This window comes from Pseudomonas sp. FSL R10-1350 (genome assembly GCF_009600525.1).
Classification (GTDB): Bacteria; Pseudomonadota; Gammaproteobacteria; order Pseudomonadales; family Pseudomonadaceae; genus Aquipseudomonas; species Aquipseudomonas helleri.
On the sequence record NZ_WIVR01000016.1, the window covers coordinates 38396 to 52013 of the forward strand.

The 13618-nt window shown below is 59.2% G+C and carries 10 protein-coding genes; 3 read left to right on the top strand and 7 right to left on the bottom strand.

Going from position 1 to position 13618, the window contains the following annotated elements; all coding sequences use genetic code 11:
- The first annotated feature begins 176 nt into the window (after positions 1–176).
- Positions 177–1760 (top strand): glutamate--cysteine ligase, encoded by a 1584-nt coding sequence (gene gshA / locus GHO25_RS10010; protein WP_153390707.1) that lies wholly within the window; start codon positions 177–179, stop codon positions 1758–1760.
- Between the two features lie 141 nt (positions 1761–1901).
- On the opposite strand, the gene argA is transcribed toward gshA, so the two are convergent.
- A complete protein-coding gene (argA, locus tag GHO25_RS10015; protein WP_048366768.1) occupies positions 1902–3200 on the bottom strand; it encodes an amino-acid N-acetyltransferase in 1299 nt (432 codons plus the stop codon).
- 135 nt (positions 3201–3335) lie between these two features.
- On the bottom strand, positions 3336–4487 hold the full coding sequence (gene argE / locus GHO25_RS10020; RefSeq protein WP_153390708.1) for an acetylornithine deacetylase: 1152 nt from the start codon (positions 4485–4487) through the stop codon (positions 3336–3338).
- A 156-nt stretch (positions 4488–4643) separates the two neighbouring features.
- On the opposite strand from argE, the gene GHO25_RS10025 reads away from it, so the two are divergent.
- Entirely contained in the window at positions 4644–6032 is a 1389-nt protein-coding gene (locus GHO25_RS10025) for an inorganic triphosphatase (RefSeq protein ID WP_153390709.1), read from the top strand.
- Between the two features lie 87 nt (positions 6033–6119).
- Here GHO25_RS10025 and GHO25_RS10030 read toward each other — a convergent pair whose 3' ends face one another.
- The 4 genes from GHO25_RS10030 to GHO25_RS10045 form a co-directional block, all read right to left on the bottom strand.
- The gene (locus GHO25_RS10030) at positions 6120–6683 is read right to left on the bottom strand and encodes a lipocalin family protein (RefSeq protein ID WP_153390710.1); all 564 of its coding nucleotides are present in this window, start codon (positions 6681–6683) and stop codon (positions 6120–6122) included.
- Positions 6684–6702: 19 nt separating this feature from the next.
- Positions 6703–6957 (bottom strand): outer membrane protein assembly factor BamE, encoded by a 255-nt coding sequence (bamE, locus tag GHO25_RS10035; protein ID WP_048366772.1) that lies wholly within the window; start codon positions 6955–6957, stop codon positions 6703–6705.
- A gap of 203 nt (positions 6958–7160) precedes the next feature.
- Positions 7161–8171 (bottom strand): class 1 fructose-bisphosphatase, encoded by a 1011-nt coding sequence (locus GHO25_RS10040; protein ID WP_153328092.1) that lies wholly within the window; start codon positions 8169–8171, stop codon positions 7161–7163.
- A 234-nt stretch (positions 8172–8405) separates the two neighbouring features.
- On the bottom strand, positions 8406–10853 hold the full coding sequence (locus GHO25_RS10045; RefSeq protein WP_153390711.1) for a glycogen/starch/alpha-glucan phosphorylase: 2448 nt from the start codon (positions 10851–10853) through the stop codon (positions 8406–8408).
- Positions 10854–11107: 254 nt separating this feature from the next.
- Here GHO25_RS10045 and GHO25_RS10050 point away from each other — a divergent pair, with 254 nt between their 5' ends.
- Entirely contained in the window at positions 11108–11545 is a 438-nt protein-coding gene (locus GHO25_RS10050; RefSeq protein WP_048366966.1) for a YkgJ family cysteine cluster protein, read from the top strand.
- A 200-nt stretch (positions 11546–11745) separates the two neighbouring features.
- Here GHO25_RS10050 and typA read toward each other — a convergent pair whose 3' ends face one another.
- Positions 11746–13566, bottom strand: a complete 1821-nt coding sequence (gene typA / locus GHO25_RS10055; RefSeq protein WP_048366775.1) for a translational GTPase TypA — start codon at positions 13564–13566, stop codon at positions 11746–11748.
- Positions 13567–13618: the final 52 nt, after the last annotated feature.

Consider the following 13618-nt stretch of genomic DNA (forward strand, 5'->3'; position numbering starts at 1 on the left):
ATTTCGGCACTGTGAAAGCAGTGCCGAAATGCGCTCGGAGCGCCGTAATACCGAAACAGGGACGGGGCTGAGCATCACCCCTACAAAGCCAGGCGACCACGCCGGTATAACTTCACCCTTGTAGACCGTCCTGACCACCCCCATATTGGGGCGACTGACGCGTGAAGGAATCTAACTTGAGCGAACTTCTCAACCGCCGCCTGAACTTACTTGGCGAGCGCACACACCTCTCTTTGCTCGAGCAGTGCCTGCATGGTATCGAGCGCGAATGCCTGCGCGTAACGGCCGATGCACGACTGGCGCAGACCCCGCATCCTGAGGAACTGGGGTCGGCGCTGACCAACGACCAAATCACCACAGACTATTCCGAGTCGCTGCTGGAGTTTATTACCCCGGCCCTGCCCGACCCTACGGACACGCTGGCCAGCCTCGACAAGATTCACCGTTTTGCCTACAGCAAACTTGGTAACGAGTTCCTGTGGAGCCCTTCGATGCCGTGCCCGTTGCCGGCCGAAGAAGACATTCCGATTGCCTACTACGGCACGTCCAACATCGGTCAGCTCAAGTACGTGTACCGCAAGGGCCTGGCTCTGCGTTACGGCAAGACCATGCAGTGCATCGCCGGGATCCACTACAACTTCAGCCTGCCTGAAGCCCTGTGGCCGGTGCTCAAGCAAGCAGAGGGCTTTGTCGGTACCGACCGTGATTACCAGTCGGACGCCTACATCGCGCTGATTCGTAACTTCCGCCGTTACAGCTGGTTGCTGATGTACTTGTTTGGCGCCTCACCTGCGCTGGATGCCGGCTTCTTGCGCGGCCGTTCGCACCAGTTGGAGCAACTGGATGCCGACACGCTGTACCTGCCGTTCGCCACCAGCCTGCGCATGAGCGACCTGGGTTACCAGAGCAACGCCCAGGCGGGCCTCACGCCTTGCTACAACAACCTCGACAGCTACACCGACAGCCTGCGCAAGGCCGTGGCGACGCCGTACCCGCCGTATGTCGAGATCGGTACGCACAAAGATGGCGAATGGGTGCAACTGAACACCAACATTCTGCAAATCGAAAACGAGTACTACTCCAACATTCGCCCCAAGCGCGTGACCTACACCGGCGAACGCCCGATCCAGGCCCTGGTGGCCCGTGGCGTGCAGTACGTTGAAGTGCGCCTGCTGGACATCAACCCGTTCCTGCCGGTGGGCATCGACCTGCCGCAAGCACGCTTCCTGGACGCCTTCCTGCTGTATTGCGCACTGCAAGAGAGCCCGCAGTTCGAGAGCAGCGAATGCGGCAACTGCACGTCCAACTTCTTGAGCGTGGTCAAAGAAGGTCGCCGCCCGGGTCTACAATTGCAGCGTCAGGGCCAAGCGGTCGAACTGAAAGAGTGGGCGGCAGAACTGCTGGAAAAAATCGCCCCGGTAGCGGCATTGCTGGACCAAGTGCATGGCGGCGACGCCCACAGCAAGGCGCTGGACGATCAGTTTGCCAAGGTTAAGGACGTGTCCCTGACCCCGTCGGCCAAAGTGTTGGCCAGCATGACTGAACACAAAGAAAGCTTCGCCCAGTTTTCGATGCGCCAGAGCCAGGCCCACGCGGAGTACTTCCGCGACACCCCGCTGAGCCCGGAAGACCAGGCCGCGTTCGAAGCCAAAGCCAAGCAATCACTGCTCGAACAAGCCGAGACCGAGAAAATCGAAGAAGGTGATTTCGACCTGTTCGTGGCCTCGTACCAGGCGAGTATTTTGGCGATCAGTAACTAAGGCGACACAGCGACACAGCGACTCTGTAGTCGCTGTCGAGGCACGAAGGCTGCGATGCGGGCCGCAGGACCGCCGTCCAGGGTCGCTTCGCAACCCATCGCAGCCTTCGTGCCTCGTCAGCGGCTACAGGCCTTGTATGTTTTACAGCGCCTTTTCAAAGATCTTGGAGTTGCGCTGGAAGTTGTACAGCGACGCTCGTGCTGCTGGCAGGCGTTCGACGCTGCTTGGCTCAAAGCCGCGTTCACGGAACCAGTGAGCCGTGCGTGTCGTGAGGACGAATAAGGTTTTCAGCCCCTGCGCCCGTGCACGGCTTTCGATGCGCTCCAACAATTCATCACCCCGACGACCATGACGGTACTCCGGGTTGACCGCCAGGCACGCCAGTTCACCGGCATCCGAATCCGCAATCTGATACAGCGCCGCGCAGGCGATGATCATGCCTTCGCGCTCAACCACGCTGAATTGCTCGATCTCGCGCTCCAGCACTTCCCGTGAACGACGCACCAAGATGCCCTGCTCTTCCAGCGGGCTGATCAGGTCCAGCAAACCGCCCACGTCTTCAATCGCCGCTTCGCGGGTGACTTCGAATTGTTCCTGGGCAACCAGGGTGCCGCCGCCGTGGCGGGTAAACAGTTCGGTCAGCAGCGCACCGTCTTCGGCGTAGCTGACGATGTGGCTGCGGGCCACGCCACCGCTGCATGCCTCGGCAGCCGCTTCAAGCAATTCCGCCTGGTAATCGCTGCCCAGACGCTTCATGTGCGCCGGGATTTGCTGTGGCCGCAACTCACGCACCAGCCGCCCTTGTTCATCCAGTAACCCGGACTCAGCGCCAAACAGCAGCAGTTTGTCAGCGCCCAGGTCGATGGCGGCGCGGGTGGCGACGTCTTCGCAGGCCAGGTTGAAGGTTTCGCCGGTGGGCGAGTAACCCAAGGGCGACAGCAGCACGATGGAGCGCTCGTCCAGCAGGCGATTAATGCCCTTGCGGTCGACCCGGCGCACTTCGCCGGTGTGGTGGTAGTCCACGCCATCGAGCACGCCAATCGGCCGTGCGGTCACCAGGTTGCCGCTGGCCACGCGCAAACGCGAGCCCTGCATGGGCGATGAGGCCATGTCCATGGACAAGCGCGCTTCAATTGCGATGCGCAATTGGCCCACGGCGTCCATCACGCACTCCAGCGTCGCAGCATCGGTGATGCGCATGCCTTTGTGGTAATGCGGTTGCAGGCCACGGGCTTCAAGGCGGCTTTCGATTTGCGGGCGCGAGCCATGAACCAGCACCAGCCGCACGCCCAAGCTGTGCAGCAGCACCAGGTCGTGGACGATGTTGCCAAAGTTGGGGTGCGCTACACCGTCGCCGGGGAGCATGACGACAAAGGTGCAGTCGCGGTGAGCATTGATGTAAGGGGAAGCATGACGCAGCCAGTTAACGTAATCGTGCATAACCAAAGCCTGTAAAAAATGAGCCGCCTAAAAAGGGCAAAAACAGCAAACGCACAGCAGGCTGGTAGTTATCGTCGAAACAAACTTGGCAACACGCGTGCTCTCCTTGTGTATACGGGTCGGGCCTGCGGCCATTTACTGGGCCGGGGTCAGGCAATAATGTTCGATCAGTTGGCTTAGTAGACGCACTGTCGGCTGCAAACGTGACATTTCGAGGTGTTCACCGGGCTGATGCGCGCAGGTGATGTCACCCGGGCCCAACACGATGGTCTCGCAGCCAAGCTGCTGAAGATAAGGTGCTTCGGTGCCAAACGCTACTGCTTCGGCGCGATGCCCGGTGAGCCGCTCGGCCACGCGCACCAGTTCGCTGTCAGCCGCCTGCTCGAACGGCGCCACACCCGCCGCAATCGGGGCAAAGTCGATTTTGACCTGATGGCGCTCGGCCAACGGATCGAGTTTGCTGCGAATGATTGAACGCAACAGCGCCGGGTCCATGCCTGGCAAAGGCCGCAGGTCGAATTCCAGCGAGCATTGGCCACAAATCCGGTTCGGGTTGTCGCCACCATGGATGCAGCCAAAGTTGAGGGTCGGTTGCGGCACACTGAACTGCGGGTTGCGGTACTCGTTCAGCCATTGCTGGCGCAGCCCTTTAAGCTCGGTGATCGCGTCGTGCATGGCGTCCAGCGCGCTGTGGCCCAGGCTTGGGTCCGATGAGTGGCCGCTGCGCCCCAAAATATCGATGCGCTCCATCATCACGCCTTTGTGCATGCGGATGGGTTTGAGCCCGGTCGGTTCACCAATCACCGCGGCACGCCCCAGCGGCCGCCCGGCCTCGACCAGCGCACGCGCACCGGCCATGGAGGTTTCTTCGTCGCAGGTGGCCAGAATCAGCAGCGGCTGCTTGAATGGTTGGTCCAGCAGCGGGCGCACGGCTTCGATGATCAAGGCGAAAAAGCCCTTCATGTCGCAACTGCCCAGGCCTACCCAGCGATTGTCCACTTCGGTCAACTTGAGCGGATCGGTCTGCCACAGGGCTTCGTCATACGGCACCGTGTCGCTGTGGCCGGCCAGTACCAGACCGCCGGGGCCGCTGCCGAAACTGGCGAGCAAGTTGAACTTGCCGGGGCTGACCTGCTGGATATCGCAACTGAAGCCCAACTCACCCAGCCACGTGGCCAGCAAATCGATCACGGGGCGGTTGGACTGATCCAGATGGGGCTGAGTACAACTGACCGACGGCGTGCCGATCAACGCAGCGAATTGCTCTTTGAGGGACGGTAAGGGCATGCGCTGGCTTCCTGTTGGCTGGGCGAGGCCCATCATAGAGCCATCTGCGCCACAGAATAAACCCGCGCGACGCGCCGGGGCGGTGAGTCCTGTACACTGCACGGCCTTGGCAGCCACACTTTCCCCGGCTGCGCACCGTTCCTGGATTTTCCGGCCATGCAAAAAGAAACCGAAATCAAGCTCCGCGTCAGCCGAGAAACCCTCGCCGCCTTGCGCGAGCACCCTTTGCTGAAAAAACGCAACAAAAGTGGCTGGGAAAGCCGTGAGTTGTTAAACCAGTACTTCGACACGCCTGAGCGCGATCTGGCCAAGGCCAAGGTTGCCCTGCGCCTGCGCCGCGATGGTGAAGAGGTGATTCAAACCCTCAAGACCCGCGGCCAAAGCATTGCCGGGCTGTCTGAGCGCAACGAATACGACTGGCACTTGCCCAAGGCCAAGCTCGACATCAAAAAGCTCGAAGGCGAATGCTGGCCTGACGAACTGGCCGAGCTGGACAAAAAAACCCTGAAGCCGATCTTCACCACCGATTTCGTTCGCGAGCGCGCTGAAATCTCGTGGGGCCGTGGCAAAGCCAAAGTAGTGATCGAAGCCGCGCTGGACCTGGGCCACGTGATTGCCGGCAAGCAGAAAGAAGAAATCTGCGAGCTGGAACTCGAACTGCGCGAAGGCGAGCCTGCCGCCCTGCTGGAGCTGGCCGCCGAGCTGGCTGAAAAACTGCCGCTGATGCCTTGCGACATCAGCAAGGCTGAGCGCGGCTATCGCCTGTTCGACGCCAACAGCTACACCGTCACCCTGCCAGCCCCTGAGTTGACCCCAGAAACGCCGCTGGACGACGCCTTTGCCGCGTTGGCCTGGCACCTGTTGGGCAACAGCCAGCGCTTGGCTGAGCAATATCGCTTTAATGGCCACTGGCGCTTGCTGCAAGACTGGCTGCACCAGTTGATTGACCTGCGTGCACTGGTCAGCAGCCTCGGCCAGGCCGCCCCGCGCCAATCGACCCACACCCTGCGGGCCGAGCTGGATGCCCTGCTTGAAGACTGGCGCCCGATTGTACAAATCGGCCAGGACGATGAAGACGTGCGTAAAGCTGCCCCTGAGCAGTTCCTCGAAGAACTGGAAGACCCGCGCTGGGGCCAGTTCTCGCTGAACACCTCACGCTGGCTGCTGGCCCGCAGTTGGACCATCGACCGTGGCACCACCCGTGGCAACCGCCAGGGCGCTGCACAATTGGCCAGCTGGCTGCCACGCCTGCTGTCGGACGAGGCCATTGCGCTGCGTCTGAACCGCTACCAGCAGCAGCCAGAAGACTTGGCCGAGCAACTGCCACGCATTGAGCGTATTCAGGCCTGGTTGCGCCTGGCGCGTGGCGTGCTGGAGATCCCGGAAGTGGATCGCTTGTACGGTGAGATGAACAAGTTGCAAGAATTGGCGAACTTGCCAATCACTGACGACGCCGAGAGCAATGACCTGCTGCTCAACGCGCGCAAGCAACAAGCCATTGCCGTGTACCAGAACCGCGCCTGGAAAACCCTGCTGCGCGCCTAAGCCCTAGAACCCTGTAGGAGCGAGCTTGCCTCGCGATCTTTTAGAAGATCAAAAGATCGCGAGACGAGCTCGCTCCTACACACGGATTTACTCTTTTGGCATGTCCGCGTCGGGTGCTCGCCAGATCAGGCGGGTGGTGTCATAACCCTGCTGCTGAGCCTTGCTGAGCAGTTCGTCGCGGGTTTGCTGATCGATCTGCGGCTTGCGTGACAGCAGCCACAGGTAGCGCCGGTCCGGGTTGCCGACCAGCGCAGTGCTGTAGCCATCCCCCAAGTACAACACCCAGTAATCGCCCTTGGTCGCACCCGGCAATAGCTTGGACACCCAGTTATCGAACTCGACCCACAGTTTGTCGGTTTTGCCCGGCACTTGCGGGCTGGCGGTGCCCTTGGCCTCTTCCCACTTACCTTCTGCCGTTCGGCAACGGTTCAACACCGCGACATTGCCGTCAGGTTTGAGCGTGTACTGAGCCTCGGATTGCGCGCAGTTACGCTGGAAGAACATCGGCAATCGCGCCTGCTCATACCACGTGCCCTGATAGCGCTGTAAATCGACGCTGCCCACCGTGTTCGGTGCCAGCGCGTCGTTGTTGGATGTTGAGCACCCGGCCAGTAACCAGGCAGCCCCGAGGCAAACTAAAAGACGTTTCATCGCAAACGCTCCCTGCGCTTTATTTAAGGCCCTGCCCCGAGAACATCAGCACTTTGTCACCGGCGTATTGCACGCTGATAAAGCTGTTCTTATCGCCCCAGGTGCAGCTCGACATACCCAACGCACCCGAGCAATCGGTAGGGCCACCCAGCAGTTGTTCCACCTCGGCCTTGGTCATGCCCGCCGACAGTTTGGAGTAGTTTTCTTGATTGACCTTGCTGCAAGCCGCCAGCAACACACAGAACGACAACAACGCCAATGAACGCAACTTCATGGAAAAGCTCCTGAATAAAAGAATCGGCATCGCTGCCTGCTGCAAGCTTAGAAGAGAAAAGCGCGGGGTGGTTCCCGTGAGTAAAAACGACTGTGGGAGCGGGCTTGCTCGCGATGCATACAACTCGGTCTAACGAATAGACCGTGTCGATGTCATCGCGAGCAAGCCCGCTCCCACAGGGATTGTCGGGTGCAGCCAGGGTTTTACGCTTTGTGGTACGAGGTCACGCGCGCCACTTCTTCTTTCGAGCCCAGGAACACCGCTACGCGCTGGTGCAGGCCTTCTGGCTGGATGTCGAGGATGCGCTGATGGCCGTCAGTCGACGCGCCGCCCGCCTGCTCAACCAGGAACGACATCGGGTTGGCTTCATACATCAGGCGCAGTTTGCCCGGCTTGGACGGCTCGCGGCTGTCGCGCGGGTACATGAACAAGCCACCGCGGGTCAGGATGCGGTGCACGTCAGCGACCATCGCGGCCACCCAACGCATGTTGTAGTTCTTGTTCAGCGGGCCGTCTTCGCCAGCCAGCAATTCGTCAACGTAGCGCTGTACCGGGGCTTCCCAGTGACGCTGGTTGGACATGTTGATGGCGAATTCCTGGGTAGTTTCCGGAATGCTGATGTTTTCGTGGGTCAGCACGAAGCTGCCCATTTCGCGGTCCAGGGTGAAGCCTTTTACGCCGTCGCCCAAGGTCAGAACCAGCATGGTCTGTGGGCCGTAGATGGCATAACCGGCAGCAACCTGTTGGGTGCCTGGCTGCAAGAAGGCCTTTTCATTCAACGGCTCGTTCTGGCTCAGGTATTCGTTCGGGCAACGCAGTACCGAGAAGATCGTGCCGACCGGAGCGTTGATGTCGATGTTCGACGAACCGTCCAGCGGGTCGAATACCAGCAGGTAGGCGCCTTTCGGGTATTTGCCCGGGATCTGGTAGGCATTGTCCATTTCTTCGGACGCCATGCCGGCCAGGTGACCGCCCCATTCGTTGGCTTCGAGCAGGATTTCGTTAGAAATCACGTCGAGTTTCTTCTGCACTTCACCTTGCACGTTTTCAGTGCCCATGCTGCCCAGAACACCGCCCAGGGCGCCTTTGGACACGGCGTGGCTGATCTCTTTGCAAGCACGCGCCACCACTTCGATGAGGAAACGCAAATCAGCAGGGGTGTTGTTGCTACGGGTCTGCTCGATCAAATAGCGACTCAGGGTAACGCGGGACATGTAAGGCTCCGAACAATGGGGAGGGGGCGAAAAAACCCGCGCAGTTTAACGCGTGTTGCCGTGCAAATCTTCTAAACAGACTCACAACCGACGGAGAGGCCGGTGCTGAACCCTTAAATCAACTTAAAACAGTAGCCGCTGCCGCAGGCTGCGATAAGGCCCGAAGGGGCTTCGTTGTTAAAAACGCGAGCCCTGCGGACTCGATCGCAGCCTTCGGCAGCGACTACAGGGGTATTACAACGCCTTCCAGATGTCGGTCGCGTATTCACGAATGGTCCGGTCCGATGAGAACCAGCCCGCGCGTGCGGTGTTCAACACGGCTTGGCGCCACCATTCGTCCGGGTTGTGCCACAGGTGTTCAACGCGCATCTGCGCATCCCAGTAGGCATCAAAGTCGGCACACACCAAAAAGCGGTCGTACTCGATCAGAGAATCGACAAAACCGGTGTAACGTGCCGGGTCGTCGTGGGAAAACACCCCGCCGCGTATGGCTTGCAGCACATCATTGAGCCGATGCGACGCCGCAACGTCCGCCGAGGCGTGGAACTCGCCATTGAGCTTGCGGGCTTCGACCTGCTCGGAGGTCAGGCCGAAAATAAACATGTTTTCAGCGCCGATGCGTTCACTCATCTCCACGTTGGCACCGTCCATGGTGCCGATGGTCAGCGCGCCATTGAGGGCGAACTTCATGTTGCTGGTGCCCGACGCCTCGTAGCCGGCGGTGGAGATTTGCTCGGACAGGTCCGCCGCCGGAATGATGTTCTCGGCCAGGCTGACGTTGTAGTTGGGGATAAACACCACTTTGAGCAGGCCGCGCACAGTGGGGTCGCTGTTGACGGTGCGGGCGATGTCGTTGGCCAGCTTAATAATCAGTTTGGCCTGTGTATAACTGGCCGCCGCCTTGCCCGCGAAGATCTTCACCCGTGGCACCCAGTTATTGCTCGGCTCGGCCCGAATAGCCTGATACAGCGCCACGGTGTGCAGCAGGTTAAGCAACTGGCGCTTGTACTCATGGATCCGTTTGATCTGCACGTCGAACATCGCTTCAGGGCTGACCACAACCCCCAGCCGCTCGTAGATCAGCGCCGCCAGGGTGCATTTGCTCTGCAGGCGTTGCTCGGCAAACTGTTTGCGGAAGTCAGCGCGCTCGGCAAACGGTTCGAGCTTGATCAATTTATGTTCAGTTTCATCCAGCACATCTTCGCCCAGCGCGTTTTTGAGCATCGCGGTCAGCGGCGGGTTGGCCTGGAACAGCCAGCGGCGGAAGGTCACGCCGTTGGTTTTGTTGTTGATACGGTCGGGGTACAGCTTGTGCAGATCGGCAAACACCGTGCTGCGCATCAGTTGGGTGTGCAAGCCCGACACGCCGTTAACGCTGTGTGAGCCAAGAAACGCCAGGTTGCCCATGCGCACCCGGCGGCCGTTGTCTTCTTCGATCAGCGACACGGCCCGCAGCACGCCAAAGTCGTGAATGCCTTTCTCGCGCAATTGGTCGATGTGGTAGCCGTTGATCAGGTAGATGATCTGCATATGGCGCGGCAGCAGGCGCTCCATCAGGCCCACCGGCCAGGTCTCCAGCGCCTCGGGCAGCAAGGTGTGGTTGGTGTACGACAGCGTGTCGACGGTGACCTGCCAGGCGGTGTGCCACTCGATGCCGTGCTCATCGACCAGAATGCGCATCAGCTCGGCGACAGCAATCGAAGGGTGTGTGTCGTTGAGCTGGATCGAGACATGTTCGGCCAGGTTGAGCAAGGTGTCGTGGACGTTCAGGTGGCGGCGCAGCAGGTCTTGCAGCGAGGCCGAAACAAAGAAGAACTCCTGACGCAAGCGCAGCTCTTGGCCAGCCTCGTTGCTGTCAGCCGGGTACAGCACGCGCGAGATGCTCTCGGCCCGCACCACTTCGGCCACCGCGCCCAAGTGGTCACCGGCGTTAAAGCGCCCCAGGTTCAAGTCATGCAGCGCCCTTGCCCGCCACAGGCGCAAGGTATTGACGCTGGCCCCGCGCCAGCCGACCACCGGCGTGTCGTAGGCGATGGCGCGCACGGTTTCGCTGGGCCACCAGATTTGCCGTGACAGGCCTTGCTCGTCCTGTTTGGTTTCAACCGACCCGCCAAAGCCTACTGAGTACAACACCTCGGCGCGTTCAAACTCCCAGGGGTTGCCGAAGTCGAGCCAGTTTTCGGTTTGCTCTTGCTGCCAGCCGTCGACGATGCTCTGGCGGAACAACCCGTGCTCGTAGCGAATGCCATAACCGTGAGCGGCGACGCCCAAGGTCGACATGCTTTCCATAAAGCACGCGGCCAGTCGGCCCAGGCCGCCGTTGCCCAGGGCCGCATCGGGCTCCAGCAGGCGGATGCGCTCCAGGTCCACACCCAGCTCGGTCAACGCCTCACGTGCGACGTCGAGCAGGCCCAGATTGCTCAGGCTGTCGTAGAGCAAACGGCCGATCAAAAACTCCAGAGACAGGTAGTACACCCGCTTCTGGTCTTTGCGGTAAATCTGCCGGGTATGGTCCATCCAGTGCTCGACCATATGGTCGCGGGCGGCCAGTGCAATGGCTTCAAACCAGTCATGGTCAAACGCGTGATCCGGGTCTTTACCCACCGCGTAAGTCAGTTTGGCCAGTACAGCGTCACGAAAAGCCGTTACCTGCGCGTCACGAACAAGCGGTTCCTGGGGCATCGATACAACCTCTGGCGGGATGGAGCGATTAGAAGGACGAGTGGTGTCAGCCTAGACCGTTCGACAGGAACAACGCGCGTTGATTCGGGCTTTTTTTTATTAAAAACAGACGAAATGAACAGCGCCCCAAAACGATGCACCCCGCCTGCTAAACGCTTCAACGCACACTTTGTACAAAAAACCGGCAAATGGTGATTCACTCTGCGATCAACCCCGGTATGATCGCGCGCCCTGATGCACGCTGGAATACACCCTTGATGAAGTCCAACCTGATTGCTGCCGCGGAAATCGACCGTCTCGATACCTGGGCCAAATACTCCGCACCCATGTGCGGCTCCTGCATTTCCAGCTGCTGCACCCTGCCGGTTGAGGTCAAGGTCAAAGACTTGATCCGCATTGGCCTGGTGGACGAATTCGAGCTGGGCGACCCGCCGAAGAACATCGCCAAGCGCCTGCAAAAAGAAGGGATCGTTGAGCGTTTCAACCAGAAGTCAGGGATTTTCACCCTGCAGCGCATGAGCAATAACGACTGCCTGTACCTGGATCGCAAGTCGCGCATGTGCACCATCTACGACAAACGCCCCGACACCTGCCGCAACCACCCGCGTGTAGGCCCGCGCCCAGGCTATTGCGCGTACGTGCCCAAAGCTGTCGAGCGTAAAAACAGCAGCGAACGGCTGATGAATTTTTAAAGCACCTTACTCAAGCCATTTTGTGGGAGCGGGCTTGCTCGCGATGCAGGCAACGCAGACTTTGCTCAATCAACGCGGTGATGCCATCGCGAGCAAGCCCGCTCCCACACTAGATGTCAGCCGTTACACAAACCCCGGATATAAAAAAACGCCCCCGACCGCAAGGTCGGGGGCGTTTTTGTAACCGCTAACTAATTAACTTAGTTTTTGGCCTTTTTAGCAGCGCGGGTACGCTCGCCTTCGTCCAGGATCTTCTTACGAAGACGGATGGACTTAGGAGTCACTTCACACAGCTCGTCGTCCTGGATGAATTCCAGTGCTTGTTCCAGAGTGAAGCGAACAGGCGGAACCAGAGCGATGGTTTCGTCTTTACCCGAAGCACGCATGTTGTCGAGCTTCTTGCCCTTGGTAGGGTTAACGCCCATGTCGGTGTCACGGCTGTTCAGACCAACGATTTGACCGTTGTAGATCTCTTGACCGTGCTCAACAAACAGCTTGCCGCGTGCTTGCAGAGTTTCCAGGGAGTAAGTCAGTGCCTTGCCAGTTTCAACCGAAACCAGAACACCGTTCTGACGGCCAGACATTTGGCCCGACTTCATCACGTCGTAACGGTCGAAGATCGAGGTCAGGATACCAGCACCGTTGGTCAGGGTCAGGAACTGGTTACGGAAACCGATCAGACCACGAGCAGGGATGTTGTATTCCAGACGAACACGGCCTTTACCATCCGGCACCATGTTGGTCAGGTCGCCTTTACGCAGACCCATCTCTTCCATCACCTTGCCCTGAGATTCTTCTGGCAGGTCGATGGTGACGTTTTCGAACGGTTCGTGCTTCACGCCGTCAACCAGACGGATGATCACTTCTGGACGGCCAACGCCCATTTCGAAGCCTTCACGACGCATGGTTTCGATCAGTACCGACAGGTGCAGCTCACCACGGCCAGAAACCTTGAACTTGTCAGCCGAGTCGCCTTCTTCAACGCGCAGAGCAACGTTGTACAGCAGCTCTTTGTCCAGACGTTCCTTGATGTTACGGGAAGTCACGAACTTGCCTTCTTTACCGCAGAATGGCGAGTCGTTTACCTGGAAGGTCATGGAAACGGTTGGCTCGTCAACGGTCAACGGCTTCATCGCTTCAACGTTCAGCGGGTCGCACAGGGTGTCGGAGATGAACAGCGAGTCCATACCGCTGATGCAAACGATGTCGCCTGCTGCAGCTTCTTCAACGTCTACACGGTGCAGACCGTGGTGACCCATCAGCTTCAGGATACGACCGTTGCGGCGCTTGCCGTCAGCGTCGATCGCTACAACCGGAGTGTTCGGCTTGACGCGACCACGAGCGATACGGCCAACACCGATAATGCCCAGGAAGCTGTTGTAGTCCAGTGCCGAGATTTGCATCTGGAACGGACCGTCACGGTCTACAGCTGGCGCAGGTACGTTGTCGACGATCGACTGGTACAGCGGGGTCATGTCTTCAGCCATGTCGGTGTGGTCAAGACCAGCAATACCGTTCAGGGCAGAGGCGTAAACCACTTTGAAGTCCAGCTGTTCTTCGGTAGCACCCAGGTTGTCGAACAGATCGAAGATCTGGTCCAGAACCCAATCAGGACGCGCGCCCGGACGGTCAACCTTGTTGATAACCACGATTGGACGCAGGCCGGCTTCGAAGGCCTTTTTGGTCACGAAACGGGTTTGCGGCATAGGGCCGTCTTGAGCGTCAACCAGCAGCAGAACGGAGTCAACCATCGACATTACGCGTTCTACTTCACCGCCGAAGTCGGCGTGGCCCGGGGTGTCCACGATGTTGATGTGGTAGCCGTTCCAGTTGATGGCGGTGTTTTTCGCCAGAATGGTAATACCGCGCTCTTTCTCCTGGTCGTTGGAGTCCATCACGCGCTCGTCGTTGAGCTCGCCGCGCTCCAGAGTGCCGGATTGGCGCAAGAGTTTGTCTACCAGGGTGGTTTTACCATGGTCAACGTGGGCGATGATGGCGATGTTACGTAGATTTTCGATCACTTGTGTATCTCGATCAGAGGATTCGGTGTGCTGACAGGTCGTGGCAGCGATT